The organism is Candidatus Sororendozoicomonas aggregata, from assembly GCF_031528575.1.
Classification (GTDB): Bacteria; Pseudomonadota; Gammaproteobacteria; order Pseudomonadales; family Endozoicomonadaceae; genus Endonucleibacter; species Endonucleibacter aggregata.
Map to the genome: position 1 here is coordinate 1 of NZ_JAVLSP010000013.1, position 24,762 is coordinate 24,762.

Consider the following 24,762-nt stretch of genomic DNA (forward strand, 5'->3'; position numbering starts at 1 on the left):
TCGTTAGAGCCTTTGAAGAAGCAGGAACCTCAGCGAAATCGTGAGAAAGTAGCCGCCTAATAGGAATCCTCCAGCGACCTAGCTGGAGGAGGATGTCAAGCCCGTGGTATGACCACCCGTGATATCGCTGAAGCCATACAGGAAGAATAGCGGGAAGAATAGGACGGAAGAATAGCGGAAGAATAGGACACCCATAAACTCGGAAGAATAGAAGAATAGGACACCCATAAACTTGCCCATAAACTTGTCCTAAGATTTTATAGGGTCAAAATTATGGGTGTCCTATATTTTATATTTTTCCTATATTTTTAAATTATGGGTGTCCTATATTTTCTTTATATTTTCCATATTTTCTGAACCGCCGCAGAACATCGCAATTTTCAGCACGGTTTCCCAGCATATTCTCTGTCAACAGCCAGTAAAAATCATCCATTCTACTCAAGTTACATCTAATCTGAAAAAGCAAATGCTTATTCCAAATAGGGGAAAAGGTATGCTATCAGTACCTCGTCAATTTGGGAAAAACTGTATCCCAAATTCCATTGTTGCTATTTTAATAGAACTCAGCGCTGTTTGGGGCATCAAGAAAGTTAATCCTGCGCTAATTAAAAAGTACCGTTACTGTTTTTCATTCACACGCTGCTCAGATTTAATGATCAAAGAAGCGATGAATGAAGCCGGTGTACTATTCCAATTTATTTATTCTACTGGCTCACTTAGTACATGCCTTGCGGCAAACAATGTCTGTTTAGCCATTGCTGTTGACACAGCCACTCACCACGCCTACCCCATAAAGAAAAACCTCTTGAACAGCAATGAATACCTGACGATTAACCAGTTCGGTACTTTTTATGCCGAGGCTATTTATACACCGCTTAAAGAGAGATTTGACGTCAGTTTTTACGCCATACGTCCAGGGGCAACAAGTATTCCTTCTAATATATACCTGTCGCCTTTGGAAATACTTGATTCTTGAGGGTATTTTCTACATTGTACCTGAATGCCAAAATTCACTCTCACACGCCAGCAGAAACATCAGCTTGAGACTCAACACAAGAAGTCCCGAGACGCTCGCGAGCGTGACCGAATAGCTGTACTACTTCGCTCAGAAGGCTGGACGACTAAAGCTATTGCTCAGGCTCTGAGGCTGCATGAAACCTCAATCATACGCCATATTGATCATTTTTTATCAAAGGCACAGCTCAAACCTGAAAACAGTGGCAGTGAGGGGCGGGCGCTTAACCGATAGCCAAACAAAGAATTGGCAAGAATAGGATAGGCAAGAATGAAAAGAATGGGACACCCATAAATTTATCCGCCAAAATTTATCCTAAGCTTTTATATGATCAAAATTGTGTCTCGTTCCCACGCTCCGCATGGTAACACGTACGCCACCGGAATACACGGTACGTCGATAAGGCCAAATACTGGCGTTATGGTCAAGAAGGTAGGCATTCCCACGCGGAGCGTGGGAACGAGGTTACAGCTATGTGTCACAGCAGCAGCTTGCGAATGTCTCCAAGAACAACGCTCAGCATGGCAGTAAATCGTGCGGCTTCAGCACCATTAATCGCTCTGTGGTCATAAGAGAGCGATAAAGGCAGAGATAACCGTGGCGCAAACTCTTTACCATTCCATAACGGCTTCATGGCAGACTTGGACAGACCAAGAATAGCTACCTCGGGCGCATTGACAATGGGTGTAAAAGCCGTACCACCAATGGCGCCGAGACTGGAAATGGTAAAACAGCCGCCTTGCATTTCAGCCGGCTTCAGGGTTTTGTTACGCGCTTTTCCTGCCAGCTCAATACACTCTTGCGCTAACTCCCACAGACCTTTTTTGTCCACATTTTTAATCACGGGCACCAGCAAACCATCGGGGGTATCCACCGCCACACCAATATTGATGTAGTGCTTTTGAATCAGCGATTTACCATCCGGGCTAAGGGATGAGCAGAACTGAGGCAACTCTTTCAGTACGTAAGCGCTGGCTTTCAAAATAAATGGCAAAGGCGTCAGCTTGGTGCCACGGGCTTCAGCAGCGGCCTTTTGTGATTGGCGGAAAGCTTCCAGCTCGGTAATATCGGCTTCGTCAAACTGGGTAACGTGGGGCACATTCAGCCACGAACGTTGGAAGTTCTGAGCGGCGATAGCGCGCGGGCGCGTCAGTGGTTTGTCTTCTATTTCACCCCATTGACTGAAATCAACCGCAGGCACCGGAGGAATACCCGTACCCGCCGCGCCAGCAGACTCAGAGACCTGGCTCGATGCCTTCAGCCGGGTTTTAACAAACGTCTGCACGTCTTCCTTAATGATCCGGCCACGAGGACCTGTGCCTTTAACCAGCGCAAGTTCTACACCAAACTCGCGGGCCAGCTTACGCACCGCAGGTCCGGCATGAACGTGTCGATTGCCTTGCTCGAGGGCAACAGGATTCACAGAGGCTGCCGATGTCTCAATCACCGGTGCAGACGCTTTTGCCGCCTCAGGTTCTGCCGGTCGGGATGCCTGGGCAGGAAGGGATTTTTCCGCAGATTCTGGCTCAGCAGCACCTGCCACTTCCAACTCAGCAATCAAGTCTCCCTGGCTCAGGCTATCGCCTTCTTTCACCTTAATGGCTTTGATGACACCGGCCTTCGGTGAAGGAACCTCCATGGTGGCTTTGTCAGACTCCAGAACAATCAGCGAATCTTCTTCTGCCACGCTATCGCCAACGCTGACACACACTTCAATAACGGGCACATTTTCATCGCCAATATCAGGCACAGTAACCGGTTCAATCGCGGCCTTGGCAGCAGCGGGGGTAGGTGTCGCAACAGGAGCGGGTGGTACCGCCACTTCAGTCTCAGTCTCAGGCTTTGCCGGCGCATCGGCTGTATTGAGCGCCATTTTCAGCAGGTCATCCCCTTCACAAACGCTGTCACCGACTTTCAGGATAATATCGACAATCTTGCCAGCTTTGGGGGCAGGCACTTCCATTGTCGCCTTGTCGGACTCAAGGACAATCAGAGAGTCTTCAGCGTCAATGGCATCGCCAGGGCTGACACAGATCTCAATCACTTCTGCACTGCCGCTGCCGATATCTGGAACCTTGATGATTTCGTCACTCATTCGTTTTAACCCTTTAAGGTGCCAGCCTTATTCTCTCACTGGCACTATCACCATGTACCCAACCTGTTGACAGGTTCGGTGAATCCTCAACCTCAGCAGTACATAGGGTTCGCTTTGGATGGATCTATATTGTATGCCTTAATCGCTTTTTCCAGCACGCTGACGTCGATCTCACCCTCTTTTAGCAAGCCAAAAAGCGCAGCAATCACCACATAGTAACGGTCAACTTCAAAAAACTTGCGCAGCTGCTCACGGGTGTCAGAGCGGCCAAAGCCATCAGCGCCGAGGGCAATAAATGTGCCCGGTACAAAGTCACGAATCTGGTCAGCGTACAGTTTCATATAGTCAGAGGAGGCAATAACCGGCCCCTTGCGGCCAGAGAGTTTCTGCTCGACCCAGGAAACCCGCTTGTCAGCGCCAGGGTTCAGCATGTTGTAACGCTCAGCATCAAGACCATCACGACGGAGCTCGTTGAAGCTTGTGGCGCTCCAGATATCCGCTTCAATCTCAAAGTCCTTGCGCAGAAGCTCAGCAGCCGCACGCACTTCCTCAAGAATGGTCCCGCACCCCATGAGCTGCACATGGTGTCTGGCTTTGCGGGCGCTATTGTCTTCCAGGCAGTACAAGCCTTTGACAATGCCTTCAACGGTGCCATCATCGGCGGGCATGGCAGGTTGCTGGTAGTTTTCATTCATCGTGGTGACGTAGTACCACACATTTTCACCTTCACCATACATTCGACGCAGGCCATTGTGGATAATGACTGCCAACTCGTAACCGTAGGTCGGGTCGTAGCTGATACAGTTAGGCACGGTTGACGCCATGATATGGCTGTGACCATCCTGGTGCTGTAAACCTTCACCATTGAGGGTGGTGCGACCAGAAGTGGCGCCGATGAGGAAGCCGCGTGCCTGAATATCACCCGATGCCCACGCCAGATCCCCCGTGCGCTGGAACCCGAACATGGAGTAAAAAGCGTAGAACGGAATCATGGGCACGTTATGGCTGCTGTAGGATGTAGCCGCCGCGATCCATGCGGCATGGGAACCCGCTTCGTTAATGCCTTCTTCCAGAATCTGGCCGGTTTTGGACTCCTTATAGTACATGACCTGATCAGAATCAACAGGTTCGTAGTTCTGGCCTTCTGCCGAGTAAATACCCAGCTGACGGAACATGCCTTCCATACCAAAAGTACGGGCCTCATCGGGAATAATCGGCACAATGTACTTACCAATCCCCTTGTCTTTCGCCAAAATACCCAGAATACGAACGTACGCCATAGTCGTGGAGATAGAGCGCTCGCCACTGCCTTTTAGAACCGCGTCAAGGACTTTTAACTCAGGGATGACCAGCTTGATATCAGACTCCCGGCGACGCTGTGGGATAAAACCGCCAAGTTTTTCACGGTGCTTGCGCATGTAAACCATTTCAGGGCTATCCGCATCAGGCTTGAATAATGGCAGTTTTTCCAGGTCTTCATCTTTGATGGGCAGGTCAAAACGATCACGGAAGTGTTTAAGGTCTTCCACAGGCAGCTTTTTCACGTTGTGAGACACGTTAGCTGCTTCGCCAGTGTCACCCGTACCGTAACCTTTGACAGTTTTCGCCAGGATCACCGTGGGTTGCCCCTTGTGATGAACGGCAGCATGGTAGGCAGCATAGACCTTGTAGGGGTCATGACCACCCCGGTTCAGGCGCCAGATATCCTCATCGCTCATGCCTTCCACCATTTTCAGGGTTTCAGGCGTACGACCAAAGAAATTCTCACGGGTCCAGCCCCCCCCTTTGGCTTTACAATTCTGGTAGTCACCATCAACCGCTTCATCCATGATTTCCTGCAACTTGCCATCGTTATCGTTGGCAAACAGCGGATCCCAGTGACGGCCCCAGGTGACTTTAATCACATTCCAGCCGGCACCACGGAAGACGCCTTCCAGCTCCTGGATAATTTTACCGTTGCCCCTTACCGGGCCGTCCAGGCGCTGGAGGTTACAGTTGATGACGAAGATCAGGTTATCAAGATTTTCACGACCGGCCAGGGAAATAGCACCCAGGGATTCGGGTTCATCCATTTCGCCGTCGCCCAAAAAGGCCCAGATTTTACGGTTTTGCTCCGGTGCCAACCCACGGTTGACCAGGTACCGCATGAAGTGTGCCTGATAAATCGCCTGTAACGGCCCAAGCCCCATGGAAACCGTTGGGAACTGCCAGAAGTCAGGCATCAGATGCGGGTGAGGGTAGGAAGACAGTCCGTTGCCAGCCACTTCCTGGCGAAAGCGGTTCATTTGTTCTTCGCTCAGGCGACCTTCCAGAAAGGCGCGGGCATAAATGCCCGGAGCCACGTGCCCCTGATAATAGACCAGATCACCTTCACGGTCGCTTTCATGACCGTGAAAAAAATAGTTATAGCCAATATCGTACAGTGTGGCACTGGACGCAAAAGAAGAAATATGGCCGCCGAGAGAACTGTCTTTCTGGTTGGCACGCATCACCATTACCAGGGCGTTCCAGCGCACCAGAGAGCGAATACGCCGTTCCATAAAGAGGTCGCCCGGCATCCGGGCTTCTTTCTCCGGTGGAATGGTGTTGCGGTAAGGCGTAGTAATGGCATAAGGTAGCTGCGTGCCTTTTGCGCGCGCATGGCGGGCTAGACGGGTCAGCAGGAAATTTGCCCTGTCTTCACCTTCTTTCTCAAGAACAGAATCCAGGGAGTCCAGCCACTCCTGGGTTTCAATCGGGTCGATATCATGCATACAAACCGGCTCCATGAAGACGAACAGCGGTAACAGGCTAATGACAATCAGCGAGGAGAATGGGAACACAGCAGACGGACCGTCTGAGTGCCTGTTTCACCCACCAGAAACACTCACGTACTTGAATTATGTCAGTCAGGATAGCCCAGATAACTGTTCCTGCTTGCTGCCAGACGCCTGTGCGTCAGGAAAAGTCATTGTTTAAGCGTCTCAACCACAGCTCGAAGACTATCTGCCTGAGACAGCCTTAATCCTGAAAACGTGATGAGATAGTCAGTAACCGCCATGGCAGTTGACACGGCCATGGCGGAGAGTCAGGTTTCACCTTTTATTAAGAAGCGGTCTTAAAAGTCATGCTCCTACCGCGGCTACGATAAATGGGTCTAAAACGTCGCTTTTGTTTGTCAAATAGTCCCGCTATTCTCCTCACGAAAGCGACTTTTTATCCGCCATTTCTCGCAGTCCTCGCTACGGGCAGACTTTTAAGACTGCTTCTAAAGGTTGCTTTACACAGAGAGTGTATGGGACGATGCTTCTGCGTCACAGCCCCTATTACCCAACAGAAAAAAATGATGTTGATCAGCACTGATTTAACTACGAAGTAAGCAATTGCCACAATGAGTACCACTACTTATCTGGTCCGACAAAGCGGTGTTTTTAACAGCGTATTTTTTGGCTCTTTTGAATGTTAAGTGGATAAGCAGGCTGAGCTCACCCGACTGAAGTCGAGCTTTCCTCTCAGTAAATATACCATTATCTTGAAACGTGGCTTCTTATATCCTCTGACATTCCGTTTTGCAGCTAGGAGCCTGACCGAGAATAGCGCCCGTAGCGAGGATTACGAGAAATTGAGGATAAAAATTTCTGCTTCTGAGGATAATAGTGGGGCTATTTGACGAAGAAGCAGGAATTTTTAGACCCATTTATCGCAACCGCAGTAGGGGAGTCTATTCTCGGACAGGCTCCTAGGAGCCTGTCGGTAGTGGGTCAGATATGTGAGAGGGTGAAAAATAGCTACTCGCCCCTCTATACGTCTTATGACTTTTTGGTTTGGTGGATTTTACAGGATTTCAGGGTAAACGTCCGTTAGAACCCGCTGGTAAAAAACGATAGAATTCAGTGATTCCCCTATACAGTGAGTGCTCAAATGGCATTGCTCGGCTCTTACCCCTCCCGTTTGGTTGACTCTCTCAATGAACGATGGCAGCAATTGCTGGAGCATGTGGATAACCCGGACGTTTTGCAAAGCGCGGCATCAAAGACCAGCCTGTTTTATACGCAGTTAATGAAAACCTGGGCAGGGAGTGATTTTGCCGCCGATGTTTTCATCTCATATCCGAATTATGCGGCCTATTTTCTACAACTGTTCAATCGGGGTCAACAGATGGCCGTACCCACAGGCTTTCACCACCAAAGCGTGAAAAACCTGCTGGCGGACGTGCATTCAGAAAGCGAACTGATCAAAAAGCTGCGTGTCTACCGCAACCGGGAGATGGTAAGGATTATCTGGCGTGACCTGAATCGCCTGGCGACAACGCAGCAAACCACCACGGATTTATCAGCCCTGGCCGATGCCTGCATTCAGCACGCACTGGACTGGCTATATGGTGACATGACGCCTGGCCTCGGCACGCCTTATAGTGGTAATAACGCAGACCCCGAACCCCAGCAAATGGTCATATTGGGTATGGGAAAACTCGGTGCCAACGAACTCAACCTGTCCTCGGATATTGATTTGATATTCACTTTCCCCAACCAGGGAGAAACGGCTGGAGGCCGAAAAAGCCTGACTAATCAGGAGTTCTTTACCCGACTGGGACAACGGCTGATAAAAGTGCTGGATTGCCGCACCGCAGAAGGATTTGTATTTCGCGTGGATATGCGTCTTCGTCCTTATGGCAGCAGTGGCGCGCTGGTCATGAGCTTTGCCGCCATGGAACAGTATTACCAGGATCAGGGCCGTGACTGGGAACGCTACGCCATGATCAAAGCGCGGGCTGTCGCAGGCGACACGGCCAGGGGCAATGAATTGCTGGCACAGCTAAAGCCTTTTGTGTATCGGCGCTATATTGATTTCAGTGCCATTACTTCGTTAAGGGATATGAAGCACCTGATTGAGCGTGAAGTGAAACGCAAGGGAATGGAAAACAATATCAAGCTCGGACCAGGGGGTATACGGGAGATTGAATTCATTGCTCAGTCGTTTCAGCTAATTCACGGTGGCAGAGATCCGGTACTGCGACAAAGGGCATTGCTGACTATCTTACCGGCACTGGCAAAGCAGGCGTATATGCCTGAAACGGCAACGGATCAACTTAAAGATGCCTATCTGTTTTTAAGGAATGTAGAGCATGCCATTCAAGCCGTTCAGGATCAGCAGACACAGGAGCTGCCTAAAGAGACAGAGGCCAGAACCCGCCTGGCGTTAGTTATGGATTGTGCTAGCTGGGATGCCTTTATGGCTCAGCTAAACAAGCATCGACGTATAGTCAGTCAGCATTTTGCTGACGTGGTGGGTTTACCGGAAAGTCCTGCCTCCTCACAGAAAAAAACACAGCATTTTCGTTCCCTGTGGATGGCTGAGCTTGATGACGCTGAAGAGATCAATGTGTTGCAAGCGCAGGGCTTTAGTGACCCGGATCAATCCCTTCGTCTGTTATCAGCGTTACGCGATGGCAGGGTTTTATCCCGTGTACGCAGGCAATCCCGTGAACGGGTAGACCGGTTTATGCCCCTGCTATTGGAAGTTGCTGCCGCATCGGATCATCCTGATACAGCCCTGAATCGGCTGTTGCCATTGGTTGAAGCAGTACTACGGCGAACGGCTTATCTGGTGTTGCTGATGGAAAATCCTGCGGCATTAGAGCACTTATGCAAGCTCTGCGTTTCCAGCCCCTGGATTGCTGACTTGATTGCTCGCAACCCTGCTTTGCTCGATGAATTTTTAAATCTGGGTAACTTGTATAGCCCCCCAAAAAAAGATGCTCTGGCCGACGAACTCCGCCAACAGCTGGCCCATATACCAGAAGATGACCTTGAAGCACAAATGGAGGCCTTGCGCTATTTCAAAATGTCCCATGTATTGCGCGTGACAGCGGCCCATGTGGTGGGTAAGTTGCCACTGATGAAAGAAAGCGATTATCTCACCTGGATTGCTGAAGCCGTTCTGGAACAAGTGGTCGCAATTGCCTGGCGGAATCTGACAGAACGCCATGGTCGTCCACAGACAGAAGGCGGCGGCGTTTGCGGCCTCGGCTTTATCATTATTGGTTATGGCAAGCTCGGTGGTATTGAGCTGGGTCCAGGGTCAGACCTTGACCTGGTATTTGTCCACAACGGTGTTGATCATCAGACAACTGATGGGGCAAGGCCAGTTGACAGTAACGTATTTTATGCCCGCCTTGGTCAGCGAATTATTCATATCCTGACCACTCAGACACTATCGGGCGCATTGTATGAGGTGGATATGCGCCTGCGGCCTTCGGGGGCTTCCGGCCTTTTGGTCAACTCATTTCGCGCCTATGAAAAATACCAGCATAATGATGCCTGGACCTGGGAACACCAGGCCCTGGTCCGGGCAAGGGTGGTTGCCGGAGATTCGGCACTGGCAGAAGCATTTACCGAGCTCAGGGCATCGGTGCTGAGAAAAGTACGTGACCCGGAAACACTGCGAAAGGATGTCACCGGCATGCGTCAGAAAATGCAAGGGCATTCAGGCAGCAAAGGCAAACAGGGGCAAATTAACCTGAAGCAGGATAAAGGCGGGATTATCGATATTGAGTTTTTAATGCAGTATGCCGTATTGCGCTATAGCCCGGATTACCCTGAGCTGGTGCGGTGGACAGATAATATTCGTATATCGGAACAGCTCGAAGCGGCAAAAATCCTTAGTCACGAAGAAGCGCACGTCCTGCGACAAGCCTATCAGCAATACCGGCTAATTGTGCATAAACTGGCCTTACAGAATGAAAAACCACTGATCAGCCACGAGAGTATCAAGGACTATTCAACGGCTGTGAAGCAGCTGTGGAAAAAGTGGCTGGAAAACTAACCGCTTCGTGCCACCTTTGGTTGTGGTGGCACCTATACCCGTCTATACCGTCGCCTTTCAAACGGCTACTTTTTTGTTGGTAGCGTTTTTGCCAGCATTCGTACACCCCGGTCACCTGCTCTTTAGCGCTGCTGGGAGCCTGTCGGACTTATGCTTTCGAGCATAAAATTCAGTAGGGCGAGTCAGAATTTTCGATCAATTTGTGCGAATAGTTGACCTATTTAAGCAAATTGATCGGAAATTATGGCCGCACTCTCTCGCACCTTCTCGCACCTTCTCGCACTTCCTGGATTTTAGGCCGAAATTGTCTTAAGTCCGACAGGTTCCTGGGGCTTCACTGACTTGCCGCCACGTAGCTTGATATAACAAGCAATCAGTGTGAACCCGGCGCCTCAACTTCTGCTTTCGGCTGTGAAATAAATGCAGCGCCTGCCTGATCCAGGCTGATAAGAAAATCGTTTCCCTGACAAAATAGCTGAGTTCTGTGAGAACTCGCAGGGAGAAGTTTACCTTCAAACTGCTGTTGAATATCAGGGAAATACTCTGCGCCCGCAATCATAATTAATGGCTTTTTCTCCTCAAGGTCTGATGAAGCAAGCTGACCTGCCACATTACGCGCTGGGGGTATGAGAAGGGCTTCTTTTTCTGCCAGATACGTTTTAGTCTCTTTTGAAATACCATCCTTTCGAGCTAGCTGCATAGACAAATAGCCCAGTACGTTCATTCTTTTATGGCCCGAAAGCAGCCTGCCTTTCGTATCGACAGTTTTATGCAGCTTTTCATTAATGAACTTAATAAGGTCTTCCCTGTATTTGGCAAATCTTTCCTGGGTTGAATCTTTATCACTGTATACAGACGCCCCAAATTGCCAGCTTGCGCCATTTCTTCCATGTTGATAATAATCCATGCCTCCCTTGCCATTTATCGTATAGCCGTAGGCAAACGTGGTGAGTTGTAAAACCAGAGGGTTGTCTTCATTTTTTTTATTTTTGGCGTAAATCTCAGCGGCTTTTGCCACTAAATCGCTGTCACTAATCATATGGATGCTGTCTGGATCAACACCCAGCATCACTGCGTAATTCTCTTTATGAAACGCTTCTCTGGTGATGGATGTGCCAGGGTAAATCTCGTCTTTTTTCTCGAAGCCAGCAATACCTACGACCACCTGAGTAAAAGTAACATCCTCCTCACCAAGCTTCTGCTTCAGCCGCTCAAGTACTTGTTTGCGCAGCTTTTGCGGTGATTGGTTATAAGCCAACCCACCAGGGTCACCCCATGTTAAGTCATCATCGGCTGAATGATAAAAGGAAGTAACCATTTTTGTAACGTCTGCTTTCGCTTTATCACTGGCTTCCCTGTCAAAAATCATTCGAACACTGGCATTCCCTTCAAGCACGGTTAACCTGCCTTTAACTGCCCCTAAAACCGTAACAGGCAGCATCATCAATAACAATAAATACAAAAACCTTATGGCTTTTAGCATTTCTGCGCCCCTCTTTGTTAGCAACAGTAATAGGTAGGTAAGTATAGACACTCTTTCAAAACCTTCTCACAAAAGATCATGAGCAGTTTCTTAGAAGCAGTCTTAAAAGTCTGCCCGTAGCGAGGACCGCGAGAAATGGCGGATAAAAAGTCACTTTTGTGAGGAGAATAGCGGGACTATTTGACGAACAAAAGCGACTTTTTAGACCCATTTATCTTAGCGGCAGTAGGAGCATGACGTTTAAGACTGCTTCTTAGGCTTCACCAGAAGATGATTGAGGGCACAGCTCTATTTTAGCCCGGATATTTCATAAACTGCCCTTAGAGCCGCAAGGAGCAAGCAAGGCCAGGAGCATGTTTATGAAATATCTGGGTTAGCTGCGAGAGGATATCAAAAGACCGAATTTCCACGTGGTATTCACCGCGTATTCACCTGTCCATAGACCACCTCATAAGACAAAGGCAGCCCTTGTGGTTGTCGGTGTACTTCGTAGGCATTGCCCAGGGCGTTCAGCTTATGCCTTGTCATCAGTCCCCTGGCCGGTGACTGGGCAACATTCACGCCCAATGCCTTAAGCTCACCGAGCATGGCGCGAACAGAAGGATAAAACAGCGTTTCCCACCGGCGATGTACATGATTCAAGGGCATATGGAGCTGCTCAAAAACCTGTTGTTTTTCTGCCAGTGTTTTAAACCGGTTCATACGTGATTCGTCATCCACTTGCTGCCAGGCGGTTTTTAACTCAACCATGGTGCCACACAGCAATGACGAAAAGACAAACAATCCACCGGGCTTCAGTACGCGCTTGATTTCTTGCAGCACATGACTGAGTTCTCCCCATTGAATCGCCAGGCTTGAATACACAAGATCGAAAGTGTCGGACTGAAAGGGGAGGCACTCCATATCCCCCACAGCCCAGTGGATAGGGTGATGACAAGGGGTTTGAGCGCTGGCGTATTGTGCCATGCCTATAGCCAGGTCAATGCCGGTGATGTTGGCATTAGGGTAACGCCGGCGCAGTTGTCGTGTTTGATAACCAGTACCGGAACCTACATCCAGTATGCGGGAAAACACCTGCGAGGGCGGAATCAGTAAATGGGTATGTTCGGCTACCCGCTGTTGCAACAGTGCCGCAGCATCATAGCTGGTGGCGGCTTTACTGAAATGGGTCTGAACCCGTTTCTTGAACTGCTGGCGGGTACGGGCATTGCCTAATGGCGCTTCTTCCTGGGGCGTGGCTAACATGGGCTGGCGACCTCCTTGTGACGGCGCGCCATCAAATACGACACAGACTTTGGATTATCCATAAAAAAACAATGGCTGCCCGCCATTCGTTCAGTGCGATGCCAAGGGTAATGCGCCTCCATCAATGTGGACACAGCAACAGGCACAACGGCATCTTGCTCACCATAAATATGGGTTACCGGGCACTGAACCCTGGTCATCAATGGCCGGATATCAAGAGCGCCAAACAGCTTTAACAAGGGTAACAGCCCGTCAGTGGCTAAAGGCATTTCGGCCATTAGTTGCCGTCGTTGGTGTGTCTCATTGGCTCCCCCCATACAGCACAGGGCAATAAACTGCTTGCGTGTTTTTTCAGGGTGGGTTGAAAAGCGTCGTACAAACTGCTCGAAGACATCCGTCGCCATACCTGCCTGCCAGTGCGCCTGTGCAACAAAGCAGGGATTCATGGCCAGGGTCACTAACGCCTTGACCCGCTGTGGAAAGCGCGCGGCATAAGCACAGGCCAGCATACCGCCATAAGACCAACCCATCAGCAGGCAAGGGGGCTCTGGCATCTTTTGGCGTAAGGCCGCCAGCAGCGTATTCAGGGTGATATCACCGGGACTCACCAGGTCAGACAAGTGGATAATCGAGTCTGCTGCTGAGGGCAGGCATTCCAGTAACGTCGCCGGTGCACAAGCAGGCATAGCCCAACCATTAATGAATACCCGTGGCAATGGCATGGCTTACCTCTTCTGCTGGTGGGATGGGTGGTTGATTACGGTATCAAGCGCATTCACTAACTGCTCTACCTGTGTTTTTGTATGGGCGGCACTTAACGCTATCCGCAGTCGTGACTCACCTTTGGGAACAGTGGGGGGGCGAATGGCGCTAACCAGTATGCCCTGTTCAGCCAGTGCCTCACTCACCGCCAGGGTTTCAGCGACAGAACCTGTCAGCAACGGTTGGATGGGGGTTTCAGAGGGCATCAGGGCAATACCCAACTGCTCACAACTGTGGCGAAAAAACCGAATAAGTTCCTTGAGATGCTCTCGCCGCCAGGGTTCTTGCTGAATAATTTGCAGGCTTGCTCGGGTAGCTTCTGCTATGGCCGGTGGCAAGGCGGTGGTATAAATATAGGTGCGGGCAAACTGGATAAGGCTTTCAATGAGCGCGTCACTGCCGGCAATAAACGCGCCATAAGTGCCAAAGGCTTTACCGAGCGTGCCCATTAATATGGGGAGGTGCTGTTGAGTCAACCCCAGGTGCTCCGCACTGCCACCGCCATTTTTGCCAAGTACGCCAATACCGTGGGCATCATCCACCATTAACCAGGCATTGTGCTGCTCGGCAATGGATGAAAGACCATGGAGGTCGGCCCTGTCACCGTCCATGCTGAACACGCCATCAGTCACAATGAGTGTGTTTCGGGCCGTACTTTTCGCCAGCAGGTTAACCAGGTGATCATGGTTCTTGTGCCGAAACCTGCGCCAACGCGCGCCCGATAACTGGGCGGCATCAAGCAATGAGGCATGATTCAGCCGGTCCTGAAAGATACTGTCTTCACGCCCGGTCAATGCCGCCATGGCACCAAGGTTGGCCATATAACCGTTGCCAAATAACAGTGCCCGGTCACGTCCGGTCAATGCCGCCAGCGCTTCTTCCAGTGCCTGGTGAGCCTTGCTGTGGCCGATAATCAGGTGCGAAGCGCCACTGCCGACACCGTATTCATTGGCGGCCTGTTGAAATCGGGCAATAACCTTTGGGTGATCAGCCAACCCTAAATAATTATTACTACTAAACACCAGATACCGGCGACCATCAACGGTCACTTCAGGGCGTTGCGCCGACGCAACAGTGGTTCGCGAACGGTAAAGCCCTGTGGTACGTTGCTGTCGCAAACCCTCGGATAAGGCAAAGCCACTCATGCACGGGCCTTCTCAGCCAGGGGCCTTGCCTCATAAAACAGGGGCGATGGGGTGAGTTCAGGTTCAGATTTTTCAGATTTTTCAGGGTTCCCGTTGTGACTGATCGTTTCTTCGTAGGTTTCCAGCGTCACCCCCAGCGCTGTAAACAGTTGCATATCGCAACCAGGCTCAGCATTGGGTGTAGTAAGCAGTTTTTCACCACTAAAAATGGAGTTAGCGCCCGCCATATACGCCAGCGCCTGCAACTCATCACTCATGGTTTCACGGCCAGCGGCCAGACGAATATACGACTTTGGCATCATAATACGGGCCGCCGCGATGGTTTTGACAAACTCAATACCGCTCACCTCTTCGGCATTTTCCATGGGTGTGCCAGCAATTTTTGAGAGCCGGTTAACCGGCACGCTTTCGGGGTGCTCAGGGAGATTGGCCAACTGCCGCAGTAAGGACACGCGATCGCGCAAGGTTTCACCAAGCCCTAAAATACCGCCACAACAAACCTTCATGCCCGAGTCCCTGACATGGGCTAATGTTTCAAGTCGGTCAGCATAACTGCGGGTGGTGATGATATTGCCGTAATGCTCTGGCGAGGTATCGAGGTTGTGGTTGTAATAATCGAGTCCGGCCTTGGCCAGGGTGTCTGCCTGCTGGCGGCTTAACATGCCCAGTGTCATGCAGGTTTCAAGATCCAGGGCTTTTACCTGCTGAATCATTTCAATCAGCATGGGCATATCCTTTGCCGGAGGATTGCGCCAGGCTGCCCCCATACAAAAGCGGGTGGCGCCACTTTCTTTGGCTTTGCGCGCCGCTTGAACTACCTTTTCCACTTGAATCAGTTTTTCTTTGGTCAGCCCGGTATTGTAATGACCGCTTTGGGCACAGTATTTACAGTCTTCCGGGCAAGCGCCGGTTTTAATGGACAGCAATATGGAAGCCTGGAGTTGATTCGGCTGAAAATAGGTGCGATGAAGGGTTTGCGCTTGCATCAACAAATCGTTGAACGGCATATCGAACAATTGTGCCACTTCATCAATGGTCCAGTCATTACGGATATCACGGTGGTTGGAAGTCATGCGCAGACGGGCCTGATAGTCACTAATATAGCCTTGATGGTAACGGACGGCGGCGATTAGTCAACCAAATGAATGTTAAAAAGTTTACATCACGGTTTTTTCACGGATACCGCCTTGCTTGCAGGAACCTCACACATCACCCTATAAACGTTCAATGTCTTGTATGTTGTGATACGAGCGTGCTTAGTAAACCTGTTTGTGACCATTGTGTGGATAACTTTCCAGTGGCAGAAGTTTGTTGCCCCCGGTGTGCCCTGCCCTTGAAGGATACCCTGTCTGAACTCTGTGCCAGTTGTCTGAAAAGTGAGCCACCGTTTACCTGCTGCCTGGCAGCCTATGTGTATGACTTCCCCGTGGACAGATTGATCCGTAACATCAAATATTCTCATCGTCTTGAGCTGGTCGCTCCCCTGGTAACGCCACTGGTGGAGGTGTTGACGGATCACTACCAGCAACAATGGCCTGATAGGATGATTCCTGTTCCCCTTCACCCGAAAAAGCTTCGACAACGTGGTTATAATCAGGCGTTGCTGATTGCCAAAGCCATTGCAAAACAATTACCCGAGGGGATTCACTGCCCGGTGGATTACCGGATGGTAAAACGGCACCGCCATACGGACGCGCAACAAGGCTTATCCGTTAAGGGACGGCGTAAAAATATCAAAGGGGCATTTGTGACAGAGCACGCGCTTTATTCTCAGCATCCTCAACAGTATCGCCACGTCGCCCTGGTGGATGACGTGGTCACAACGGGAGAAACGGCAAAAGAGGTCAGCCGTGTTCTGCAAAAGCAGGGAGTAGAGCAGGTGGATGTCTGGTGTTTGGCACGAACGCCTGCCGCGCCCTTTAACTTTGTTTGATAACTCAGGTTCCTCAGGTTCTGTCCATGTCACAAAACGGCACATTCGGTGTTTGTCAACAGGCCGGGCGGTAGAGAGTATAAACGACGAATGAAGCCTGCTATTGTCAGGCATTGCAACGCTGGACTAGTGCTCAGCTTGCCAGATGACAATAGTGGTTAGAAGGGACGGTTGGTATGCATTACGCACTTTGCTAATTGACGTAAGCCGTACACTCCATCACTCATCTGACTTACCACCAAAAAAGATGACAGCGGTTTTTACCGTGGTATCGTATACCACACTTGTATGAAAATGACGTCTATTGTGATGAGGTTTTATAGCCTGCCTGACGATTCCTGAGCTGGCCTGGAGGGGCGGTAGCGTCAGTGAAAGCATCTATCCGCGAGCCATATTGAAAGCCCTGCCCTGACACAAGCTTGCCGGACAGATATTTCAGGAACTTGAGGTTGCCAGAATTGGTGACAAGATGAATATAAAATGATTTAAACCGCCGTACTACATCTTTATGACCGGTAGTGTGGAAGATTGAAGCCGTGAGGCTTCTCCTTATCCTGATTAGACTTTTACCATTCATGTGTACAGTTATCAAATATAGATAAAAAATGCACGTGTATGGTATAATTCACGTACTGTTTGTTAATTTGGTTATTACTGATAGGCACTATGACATTTAAAATTGAAAAAATTGATTTCAGTGCTGAAGATATAGAGCAACTAGGAACAAAAGAGAAGTTTTGGTTTTATTTTCAGGGTAATGAAGAAACAAAATGGTTGTTTAAGTACTCCAGAGAGAATACTGGTGAACATTGGTCTGAAAAGATAGCAGAGGTTTTTTGTGAGGAACTTAATATTCCTCACGTTACTTATGAACTCGCCATTTGTGGTGGAAGATATGGGGTTGTTACAAAGAACGTAATCCCTAAAAGTTCTCGAATGGTAATGGGTAATGAAGTTTTAAATAAAAAATTTCCAAAAAACTACCCAAAACCTGAAAATGACAGTAAACATTTTGTTCATGTAAAAGAACATACTGTTGATAGAGTTTTAGAGTGCTTAGACTCAAAGATTTTACCACCAAATATCAATTCATATGATACATCTGATTTAAGTGCATCTGATGTATTCTGTGGATATTTATTGCTTGATGCCCTGATCAGCAATCAAGATAGGCACCATCAAAACTGGGCAGTAATCGTGGATCAAGATACTGGCAAACAATATCTATGCCCTACATATGATCATGCCGCAAGCCTGGGCCGTGAACTACTTGATGCAGAAAGACATGAGCGCCTCACCACTAAAGACGTTAATAGAAAAATCCCAACGTTTGTTGCGAAAGCTAGATCTGAATTATTCAGGCTTAAAACGGATAAAAAGCCTCTATTAACCTGTGATGCTTTTTATATTGCTGTTGAGAATAGAAGCACTGCCAAATCCCACTGGCTGGATAAACTTAAAGGTTTTACGGAAGATAAAATTGTGGAAATCTTTTCAAGAATACCCCGTGAAATGATAACTGAGACGGCTAAAAAGTTTGCGATTGAAATGGTATTAGAGAATAGAAAAAGGTTACTAGAAGATGAAAGAGCATAATTCAGTCTATTTAGCATGGCAATCGAGTGACACTCGAATCTGGCATGTTGTAGGCTTGTTGAAAGAACACGATGCCGGTTATAGCTTTAATTATACGAAAGGAGCACTTGCATCTGATAAATTTATTGCATTCAACGGAATGGAGGATATGAATAAAACTTACATTTCAGAAGACCTGTTTCCTCTTTTCAAAAATAGAATCTTATCATCTAAAAGACCTGAATATCCAAGCTTCTTGAAATGGATCGGTTTAGATTCTGAAGACGCGAGCGCTCTTAATGTTCTAGGCAGATCAGGTGGATTAAGAAGTACTGACAAGCTTCAAATGTTTAAACGATTTGAAATTGATGATAATGGTAAGTTTGAGCAGATTTTCTTCGTTCATGGTTTGAGCCATTTACAAGAAAGTGCATCGCAGCGAATTTCAGAGCTTAAACCTGGTGATACATTAAAACTATGTCTTGATGTTCAAAACGATTACGACAGGCATGCTGTATTTTTACGCGCTGACAGTCCAGCTGAAATTATAGGCTTCTGTCCGCGCTATATTACACGAGATATTACCAAACTAATTGTTGATTATAAATCTGATATTACAATTACAGTTGAATCTTTATGTGATGAAGCACCAGCAAACTATCGTTTAATGTGTAAATTAAATGGCAGTATTAGTACAAATAAAGCACCAGAGTTTATGAATCAAGAAGAATTCCAAACAATCCTTTCCAGCTAAAGAAGAAAACAAAGAAAAACCAAAAAATAGGGAAAATAGGGAAAATAGGACACCTATAAATTTGGCATTGCCGGTTAAATTTTAGGGTGTCCTGTTCGCTTGTTATCCTGCTCACTTATTCATATGGCTGTTTTATTCAAACAACTGTACTACGTGCTCCTTATGGCAGGTGGTGGGAGGATTGAAACTGTGAGGCTTAGCCCTGTCTTATTTATAGTGCTAAAAATATAGAGTGTGGTATAGTACATCTAAATTTAAATTAAGGTTGAAGTGAAAATGGGAAAACAAAATGAATTTGATAACTCTCCATCAGATGATTTAATTGTTGATATAAATGAAGATAAAAAAGAAACCATTATCTATTCTGTTATTGAGCTCCTAGATAAGCTTAATATAAATCATGATAGTTTGAACTCTCCTTCAAACTATCAGTCAGATTATTTTAAAAGCGAGGATAGTGAGTTAATTTATTATCTGGCAATATTAACAGGTCAAGCACAGATAGATGCTTTAAAAATAGCACCATCTTTCTATAAAGATAAGAAAAAAGCCAAGACTTGGAGAGATAAGGTAATAAATAAAATACATCCTGACAAGAGTAAACATCCTGATGCAAAAAAAGCTACAGAGATATTAAATAGTCTCTATGAAAGGATGTTAAAGAATGCAAAATAAAACAAGAGGAAGATAGTTAACGGTTTTATTTGAAAATAGTTGGCCCAAATTTGATCTGGAAAATAATATTGGTGATAACCTTAATAAACGATCAGCAAAGAGTACATTTAATGCCTGGACAAAGGGTGCTCCCGTAGATGGAACTGGTAAAGTATGGATAAATGAAGAATATCTTTCTCAAATATGGAGGACAACAGCCAGCTATTTTGTAGACGGAATAGCTCCAACAGATAAAGCTAATTTTGGGGGCATTATTTGTATAAACTACTCGGCTGTAATTTATCGACTTAATGAGATAATTGATAGTCCAATTCCTGATAAGAGAAGAGATTATCTCCGTTTATCTGAAAATATGGGAAAATCTGTAAGAGACTCAGAGTGTGCTGAAGTTATCCGCCTTAAATATAGCGAACATATAATGGTTTTAAAGAGAGAATTAAAGAGAACTAGAATAAAAGAATTTAATATAATTTCTGATGAACTCACAGGTATTAAACTAATGGTAGCAACCTCTGAGTTTCATCATATTCGCCGTCAATCAGTATACCCATATTTGGTAAATATGATTTGGAATGGTCTGATTGTAAATAAAGAAACACATAAAATAATTACAGCCAACAATATCAATGATGAGTATGATCTTCGCGATCTATGTGACGAAATGGGCTGGAGTAAACGCTGGTTTAGCGATTATGAAGAAGCATTAAATAAAGCAGGTGTTCAATAATCGGGAAAAAAATAGGACACCCGTTAATTTGGTATTGCCGGTTAAATTTTTGTGTATCCTGTTCGCTGTTCTGTTCGCTGTTCTGTTCGCTGTTCTGTTCGCTGTTTTGGGTGTCCTGTTCGCTTGTTATGGCGGTCCAGAATTTTGGGGTAGAGAGGAAGATTTGGGGAATGAGTATCTGCTTAGGCGAACAATATATAAAACGTGAAATGCGTAGGTGGGGTTATGAGTACTTTCGTGCGTATTTTATCTGGAAGGATTGCCTTGCAAGACTTGCAGAGGTTTTCACATATCGTGCATACAGTTACTTATGCGTAAGTGTTACGTATAAGCATCTGTTAGGCTTTTACCAAAAATGAAAAGGAAGTAAGAATGATAAAGAATAAAGCATTAAAAATTTCTACTATTTCATTGATAAGCGCATTTCTTGTGGCTTGTGGTAGCTCAGTAGAAGGAGAGTATTCAATTACTGATGGCCCAGTAAAGGGAGTTACAGTAGTACTTGGCGATGAAAAGTTTGCTTTTTCATCGGGTGCTACTGGAACTTATGAAGTCACAGACAACAAGGTTATTTTTTCAGGGATGACCTTTTCTGGTGTTATGCAAATAGAAGGAAGCGACCTAGTCAATGATAAATGGCACTTTTCAAAAGACACATAATCGAAAAGGTAAGTGTTCAGATTATAAATTCAGGCTGTTGTCTTAAAATAGCCTGAGCATACTTGCAGAGAAAAGCCTAACAAATCGTTCAAATTCATTCCGCAGCTACGCTGCTCCATCGGACGCTCACTGCGTTCGCGCCGTTTAACTCTGCGTTATATTTCTGAAGGATAATAATGAAAATATCAGATAGTGCTTTTTTCTTGGCTGGGATAACCGCCTTTTTGTATTGTTCAAGTACTGCATATACTCATGGCTACTTTGGTGTATTAGGACTTGATAGTGATGTATTGGATAGAAACTTTCATCAAATCTTATATCATGGAATGATTGAAAATTTAGAGTTAATAATGTTGTTGCCTTTTATTTTCATATGTGGAGTATTGTTTATATATTTTTATGTAACAACTTTAAACCCAGTTCTGATAAAAATTTCTGAGAAAGTAATAAAGAAAACAAACCTAAAAAATAAGAGAAAAGAGCGTAGTGAAGATGAAATAAAAATTGATGAAAAATATGAAAGACTTTTAAGAAAATCTTTGATATTTTGCTTTGCCTTTACTGTATTTTTTAGCATTATGATAAAAAATGAGAGAGAAGGTAGAGATGCTGCAAATAATGCACTAAAAATGTTAGATGATAAAAGTTATCACAAGGTTAAGATTTTTAAAAATGGTGAAAATTTAGAGTTTGCCTTTCTGTATTGTGGCGCAAGAAATTGTGCAGGTATAGAGCCAGAAAGTAGAGAAATAATATATTTCCCTCAAAATGGTCACTCATACTCTCAACCAAACGAAATATAACAAGTCGTTCAAATTCATTCCGCAGCGTTGCTGCTCCATCGGACGCTCACTGCGTTCGCGCCGTTTAACTCTGCGTTATGCCTCATTCACATAAGGAAGATTCATGAGTCAAAAGGAAGCGTTAAGGTTACCTGTTGTATCTACTGGAGCAGAGTATTTAGTCCAAGGTTTTTTAATGAGGAGAAATATCCTTACCTATAAGGCCCCTGATTTGAATGAGGGCTATGATCTCATCTGCATAAATCCAGATCCAAGATATAAACCCAAAAAGAGTGAGCTAGCTCAGGTACGTATTCAAGTTAAAAGCCGCTATGCAACAGATTGTGATAGAGGCTTTCCAATCAAAGAAAAATGTTTAGATGCTTTTGATTTTTTAATAATTGCATTCTTGAATATTGGTGATTTTTATCGAGGTCGTGATGGGACGAGTGGTAGTTCAGAACCTGAATTTTATACGCTAACACCCGAATTTATAAAAAAATATCATAATAAAACTTCATCGTGGGAAAAAGTGAGGCTGAAAAAGTTACAAGAAGAAATAGAGCCTTTCAAAAATGAGTTAGGGTTTGAGCGTATTGCTAAAGCTCTCGGTATCCAAAAACCCCAGAAATACAATGCATAACAAAGCCTTCCAGCAGACCGCCTGCGGCGTCTGCTGAAGGCAGCGTTATGTGCCAGATAGTTTCCATGCAAATTGAGTAGTAATATGAGTGATTCAGAAATTAATAAAGAATACGAAGCAATCGTTGTAGACACCTCAATATTTGACAGTAATGGTCTTCGATTAGAAACGGGTTTACTTGGTCAGATCAAGCAATTTCGTGAAAGCCCTATTGAATACCTTTTACCAGACGTAATAAAAAATGAAATTCAATCTCACCTTGAAAAGAAAATTAAGGTAGCGAGAAGTGCTTTAGAAAAATCAATTAATGAAGCAGGCTATCATTTGTTTTTTGATGGCAGTGCATTGAATAATGCTAAACAGCTTTTAATAGATAGTCATGAAATTAAAAGCTTGGCTTATTCAAGATTAACTAATTTTATAAAAAATACTGGTGCGCTAGTTATTGATTGTGGTGAATTTGTATCTGTACAAAAGGTGCTTGAGAGTTACTTTTCCAATACAGCTCCATTCTCAGAGACAGGAAAAAAGAAAAATGAATTTCCTGATGCTATTGTACTGCTTGCAATAGAAGAGTGGGCAGAAAGAGAGGATAAGAAAGTTTTAGCCATTGCACAAGACAATGACTGGAAAGCATATTGCAAAACTTCTAATCGCATAGACTACCTCGAGAGCTTCTCGGAGGGTTTAGCTAGTTTCCAAACTGCAACAGCACCATTTGTGTTAGTAGGAAATTTAAAGGTTGCGCTTGATAATGAGGTTGCAAGTTCATTCCTTCAAAAATTAGAAACTCAACTATCTTTTGCCTTAGATGGTTTAACGCCTGATCAAGAAGCTGATTCTCACTTATACTGGGAGCCGGAAGGTTCTAATGGTTGGTTTAAAAATTTCGAACTTATTAATCATGAGTTTAGGGTCATTGATTCTGATGATGAATGGGTTGTTTTTGAAATATCAGCAAAAATAACGATTGAAGCTGAAGGCGAATTTTCTCTTTCTGTCTATGACTCTATCGATCGAGATCATGTTGGTATGGGCTCTGTATCTGCTTTAGCAGAGGCTGATTTTGAATCAGAAATTTTGATAACATTAAGCGGTGATCTTTCTGGTGATATTAATGACCTCGAAATAGATGAGGTGGAGGTGGTAGATCAAATTTCATCTGTTGATTTTGGTACAATAGATCTGGATTATGGTGAGGGCGAGTAAGCACATAACAAGTGCATCCAGCCGGTCGCCTATGGCGTCCGCTGATGCAGGCGTTGTGCGCTATAGTGCATGGCCTTTTTCTGACTGGAAGTTCAACAGAAATGAAAATGGTTTTGTGGGTTCTGGCGGGAGAGATTTGAATTTCTTTCCTCGTGCCATGCCAGTTTCAGCAGTATGCTGCTCTTCAAGTGGGGGTGTTTCTGGCAAGGCAGTTTTGAGCTTTTTCCTTCGTGCAACGCCAGGCTAAAATCCGTGCCAGTGGTTTGGCAGCAAATTTCAGCTTTGTCGTTTACCGCAGCTTTTTTGTTCGTCAGGGCTTCACGCCCTCTGCCATGAACAGAGAAAACATAGTTGGGTGCCGATCTTCAGGCCCAGCTCTGGCGAGTTCGCGCACAACAAGAGCATCCAGCGGACGGCGCTAGACGCGCCGCCGCTTATGCGGGCGTTATGCGCCAAAGTGAATCTCAACATCCATGCTCTTGTGGAGAATTCTGATAATTTCTATCTGCTTCTTATTGGATTGCTGGAAAAATATTACATGACTACCTTGAGGGAATTTCAGATAGCCTTTTCTGATTTCATCACAAGATTTACCTATTTCTGGTCGATCAGCCAGCAGGTAAAAAGTGTCGTCAAATTGCTTTAAATAAAGGTTCCTTTGCTCTCTGCCCCAGCGTTTCATTGTGAACTTTGCAATTTCTCTCAAGTCGGCCTTGGCCTTCTTAGTTAAGGCAAAAGGCTTCATTCTTTGTCTTCATTATCAAGTTCGTTAATAAAGGTATCATAGTCGTACTCAGCAAGGCCGCTTTCTTCACCTTCGATAAGCAAATTTCTGAGAGTGTTGAGCTTGGTTTCTTTACTTTCCAGTAAGCGTAAAGCAGCACGAATAACCTCGCTGGCAGAACCGTAACGACCGCTTTCAACTTGGCTGGAAATAAACCAATCAAAGTGCTCACCCAAAGTTATACTGGTGTTTTTGGCCATTTGTGATTGCCTCTTAATTTAACAGTGAATACCAATATATACCTGATTATGGTACACCATATTCATAAGTCAAGCAGGCGCATAATAAATGCTTCCAGTTCGTTCCGGGCTTCGCCCTCCACCCGACGCACCTTCGGTGCGCGGCTGAAGCAGGCGTTGTGCGCTATAGTGCATAGCTTTTCTCTGACTGGAAGTTCAACAGAAATGAAAATGGTTTTGTGGATTCTGGCGGGAGAGATTTGCATTTCTTTCCTCGTGCCATGCCAGTTTC

21 protein-coding genes and 1 pseudogene are annotated in these 24,762 nt (G+C 46.1%); 13 read left to right on the forward strand and 9 right to left on the reverse strand.

The genetic code is table 11. The features are described from left to right. Positions 1–277: 277 nt before the first annotated feature. Together V4C51_RS04180 and V4C51_RS04185 are read left to right on the forward strand one after the other, a co-directional pair. Positions 278–976 (forward strand): hypothetical protein, encoded by a 699-nt coding sequence (locus V4C51_RS04180; protein WP_330924875.1) that lies wholly within the window; start codon positions 278–280, stop codon positions 974–976. Positions 977–1,000: 24 nt separating this feature from the next. Further along, complete coding sequence (locus tag V4C51_RS04185) at positions 1,001–1,249, forward strand: helix-turn-helix domain-containing protein (RefSeq protein WP_420797629.1); 249 nt, start codon at positions 1,001–1,003, stop codon at positions 1,247–1,249. Positions 1,250–1,493: 244 nt separating this feature from the next. Here V4C51_RS04185 and aceF read toward each other — a convergent pair whose 3' ends face one another. Continuing rightward, a complete protein-coding gene (gene aceF, locus V4C51_RS04190; protein WP_330924876.1) occupies positions 1,494–3,110 on the reverse strand; it encodes a dihydrolipoyllysine-residue acetyltransferase in 1,617 nt (538 codons plus the stop codon). A gap of 18 nt (positions 3,111–3,128) precedes the next feature. Here aceF and V4C51_RS17860 point away from each other — a divergent pair. Further along, positions 3,129–3,218, forward strand: a pseudogene (locus tag V4C51_RS17860) (hypothetical protein); the annotation flags it as partial. Here V4C51_RS17860 and aceE read toward each other — a convergent pair. Further along, positions 3,203–5,863 carry a pyruvate dehydrogenase (acetyl-transferring), homodimeric type gene (gene aceE, locus V4C51_RS04195; RefSeq protein WP_330924877.1) on the reverse strand — a complete coding sequence of 887 codons (2,661 nt, stop codon included), beginning with the start codon at positions 5,861–5,863 and terminating at the stop codon, positions 3,203–3,205. The pseudogene V4C51_RS17860 and the gene aceE sit on opposite strands and share 16 nt — an antisense overlap. Positions 5,864–7,010: 1,147 nt before the next feature. Between aceE and glnE the strand changes: the two genes are divergently transcribed. Further along, complete coding sequence (glnE, locus tag V4C51_RS04200) at positions 7,011–9,914, forward strand: bifunctional [glutamate--ammonia ligase]-adenylyl-L-tyrosine phosphorylase/[glutamate--ammonia-ligase] adenylyltransferase (RefSeq protein ID WP_330924878.1); 2,904 nt, start codon at positions 7,011–7,013, stop codon at positions 9,912–9,914. 373 nt (positions 9,915–10,287) lie between these two features. Here the strand turns inward: glnE and V4C51_RS04205 are convergent, their stop codons facing one another. The 5 genes from V4C51_RS04205 to bioB all read right to left on the reverse strand — a co-directional run bounded on the left by V4C51_RS04205 (position 10,288) and on the right by bioB (position 15,622). Beyond that, positions 10,288–11,397, reverse strand: a complete 1,110-nt coding sequence (locus V4C51_RS04205) for a hypothetical protein (protein WP_330924879.1) — start codon at positions 11,395–11,397, stop codon at positions 10,288–10,290. A 417-nt stretch (positions 11,398–11,814) separates the two neighbouring features. Continuing rightward, the gene (gene bioC / locus V4C51_RS04210) at positions 11,815–12,642 is read right to left on the reverse strand and encodes a malonyl-ACP O-methyltransferase BioC (RefSeq protein WP_330924880.1); all 828 of its coding nucleotides are present in this window, start codon (positions 12,640–12,642) and stop codon (positions 11,815–11,817) included. Further along, complete coding sequence (locus V4C51_RS04215) at positions 12,636–13,364, reverse strand: alpha/beta fold hydrolase (protein WP_330924881.1); 729 nt, start codon at positions 13,362–13,364, stop codon at positions 12,636–12,638. Before V4C51_RS04215 ends, bioC begins: the two co-directional genes overlap by 7 nt. Positions 13,365–13,367: 3 nt before the next feature. Continuing rightward, complete coding sequence (bioF, locus tag V4C51_RS04220; RefSeq protein ID WP_330924882.1) at positions 13,368–14,549, reverse strand: 8-amino-7-oxononanoate synthase; 1,182 nt, start codon at positions 14,547–14,549, stop codon at positions 13,368–13,370. Then, positions 14,546–15,622: a biotin synthase BioB gene (gene bioB / locus V4C51_RS04225; RefSeq protein WP_330924883.1), complete on the reverse strand. Its 1,077-nt coding sequence runs from the start codon at positions 15,620–15,622 to the stop codon at positions 14,546–14,548. The genes bioF and bioB overlap by 4 nt, the downstream gene beginning before the upstream one ends. 179 nt (positions 15,623–15,801) lie before the next feature. Between bioB and V4C51_RS04230 the strand changes: the two genes are divergently transcribed. From V4C51_RS04230 to V4C51_RS04270, 9 genes are all read left to right on the forward strand, one after another. Beyond that, positions 15,802–16,482: a ComF family protein gene (locus tag V4C51_RS04230; protein ID WP_330924884.1), complete on the forward strand. Its 681-nt coding sequence runs from the start codon at positions 15,802–15,804 to the stop codon at positions 16,480–16,482. Positions 16,483–17,148: 666 nt separating this feature from the next. Then, entirely contained in the window at positions 17,149–18,078 is a 930-nt protein-coding gene (locus tag V4C51_RS04235; protein ID WP_330924885.1) for a HipA domain-containing protein, read from the forward strand. After that, positions 18,065–18,811, forward strand: a complete 747-nt coding sequence (locus V4C51_RS04240; RefSeq protein WP_330924886.1) for an HIRAN domain-containing protein — start codon at positions 18,065–18,067, stop codon at positions 18,809–18,811. The genes V4C51_RS04235 and V4C51_RS04240 overlap by 14 nt, the downstream gene beginning before the upstream one ends. A 276-nt stretch (positions 18,812–19,087) precedes the next feature. Next, positions 19,088–19,486: a hypothetical protein gene (locus V4C51_RS04245; protein ID WP_330924887.1), complete on the forward strand. Its 399-nt coding sequence runs from the start codon at positions 19,088–19,090 to the stop codon at positions 19,484–19,486. A 352-nt stretch (positions 19,487–19,838) separates the two neighbouring features. Next, positions 19,839–20,213, forward strand: coding sequence for a hypothetical protein (locus V4C51_RS04250; protein ID WP_330924888.1), 375 nt, complete (start codon positions 19,839–19,841; stop codon positions 20,211–20,213). A gap of 372 nt (positions 20,214–20,585) precedes the next feature. Further along, positions 20,586–20,873 (forward strand): hypothetical protein, encoded by a 288-nt coding sequence (locus V4C51_RS04255; protein WP_330924889.1) that lies wholly within the window; start codon positions 20,586–20,588, stop codon positions 20,871–20,873. Between the two features lie 176 nt (positions 20,874–21,049). Further along, positions 21,050–21,676, forward strand: a complete 627-nt coding sequence (locus tag V4C51_RS04260; RefSeq protein ID WP_330924890.1) for a hypothetical protein — start codon at positions 21,050–21,052, stop codon at positions 21,674–21,676. 103 nt (positions 21,677–21,779) lie between these two features. Continuing rightward, complete coding sequence (locus V4C51_RS04265; RefSeq protein WP_330924891.1) at positions 21,780–22,298, forward strand: hypothetical protein; 519 nt, start codon at positions 21,780–21,782, stop codon at positions 22,296–22,298. An 84-nt stretch (positions 22,299–22,382) separates the two neighbouring features. Next, positions 22,383–23,507, forward strand: a complete 1,125-nt coding sequence (locus V4C51_RS04270; protein ID WP_330924892.1) for a PIN domain-containing protein — start codon at positions 22,383–22,385, stop codon at positions 23,505–23,507. 445 nt (positions 23,508–23,952) lie between these two features. Here V4C51_RS04270 and V4C51_RS04275 read toward each other — a convergent pair whose 3' ends face one another. Both V4C51_RS04275 and V4C51_RS04280 read right to left on the reverse strand, forming a co-directional pair. Continuing rightward, positions 23,953–24,252, reverse strand: coding sequence for a type II toxin-antitoxin system RelE/ParE family toxin (locus tag V4C51_RS04275; protein ID WP_330924893.1), 300 nt, complete (start codon positions 24,250–24,252; stop codon positions 23,953–23,955). Continuing rightward, positions 24,249–24,491, reverse strand: a complete 243-nt coding sequence (locus V4C51_RS04280; RefSeq protein WP_330924894.1) for a type II toxin-antitoxin system ParD family antitoxin — start codon at positions 24,489–24,491, stop codon at positions 24,249–24,251. Before V4C51_RS04280 ends, V4C51_RS04275 begins: the two co-directional genes overlap by 4 nt. Positions 24,492–24,762 lie beyond the last annotated feature (271 nt).

Excerpts from the sequence above, each read along its gene's own strand:
- aceE (WP_330924877.1), bottom strand. The coding sequence starts at position 5,863 with ATGCATGATATCGACCCGATTGAAACCCAGGAGTGGCTGGACTCCCTG.
- V4C51_RS04250 (WP_330924888.1), top strand. The coding sequence starts at position 19,839 with ATGGGAAAATCTGTAAGAGACTCAGAGTGTGCTGAAGTTATCCGCCTT.
- V4C51_RS04260 (WP_330924890.1), top strand. The coding sequence starts at position 21,050 with ATGAAAATATCAGATAGTGCTTTTTTCTTGGCTGGGATAACCGCCTTT.
- V4C51_RS04255 (WP_330924889.1), top strand. The coding sequence starts at position 20,586 with ATGATAAAGAATAAAGCATTAAAAATTTCTACTATTTCATTGATAAGC.
- glnE (WP_330924878.1), top strand. The coding sequence starts at position 7,011 with ATGGCATTGCTCGGCTCTTACCCCTCCCGTTTGGTTGACTCTCTCAAT.
- V4C51_RS04235 (WP_330924885.1), top strand. The coding sequence starts at position 17,149 with ATGACATTTAAAATTGAAAAAATTGATTTCAGTGCTGAAGATATAGAG.
- bioB (WP_330924883.1), bottom strand. The coding sequence starts at position 15,622 with ATGACTTCCAACCACCGTGATATCCGTAATGACTGGACCATTGATGAA.
- V4C51_RS04205 (WP_330924879.1), bottom strand. The coding sequence starts at position 11,397 with ATGCTAAAAGCCATAAGGTTTTTGTATTTATTGTTATTGATGATGCTG.
- V4C51_RS04265 (WP_330924891.1), top strand. The coding sequence starts at position 21,780 with ATGAGTCAAAAGGAAGCGTTAAGGTTACCTGTTGTATCTACTGGAGCA.
- V4C51_RS04185 (WP_420797629.1), top strand. The coding sequence starts at position 1,001 with ATGCCAAAATTCACTCTCACACGCCAGCAGAAACATCAGCTTGAGACT.
- V4C51_RS04280 (WP_330924894.1), bottom strand. The coding sequence starts at position 24,491 with ATGGCCAAAAACACCAGTATAACTTTGGGTGAGCACTTTGATTGGTTT.
- V4C51_RS04270 (WP_330924892.1), top strand. The coding sequence starts at position 22,383 with ATGAGTGATTCAGAAATTAATAAAGAATACGAAGCAATCGTTGTAGAC.
- V4C51_RS04245 (WP_330924887.1), top strand. The coding sequence starts at position 19,088 with ATGGGAAAACAAAATGAATTTGATAACTCTCCATCAGATGATTTAATT.
- bioC (WP_330924880.1), bottom strand. The coding sequence starts at position 12,642 with ATGTTAGCCACGCCCCAGGAAGAAGCGCCATTAGGCAATGCCCGTACC.
- V4C51_RS04240 (WP_330924886.1), top strand. The coding sequence starts at position 18,065 with ATGAAAGAGCATAATTCAGTCTATTTAGCATGGCAATCGAGTGACACT.
- V4C51_RS04215 (WP_330924881.1), bottom strand. The coding sequence starts at position 13,364 with ATGCCATTGCCACGGGTATTCATTAATGGTTGGGCTATGCCTGCTTGT.
- V4C51_RS04275 (WP_330924893.1), bottom strand. The coding sequence starts at position 24,252 with ATGAAGCCTTTTGCCTTAACTAAGAAGGCCAAGGCCGACTTGAGAGAA.
- aceF (WP_330924876.1), bottom strand. The coding sequence starts at position 3,110 with ATGAGTGACGAAATCATCAAGGTTCCAGATATCGGCAGCGGCAGTGCA.
- bioF (WP_330924882.1), bottom strand. The coding sequence starts at position 14,549 with ATGAGTGGCTTTGCCTTATCCGAGGGTTTGCGACAGCAACGTACCACA.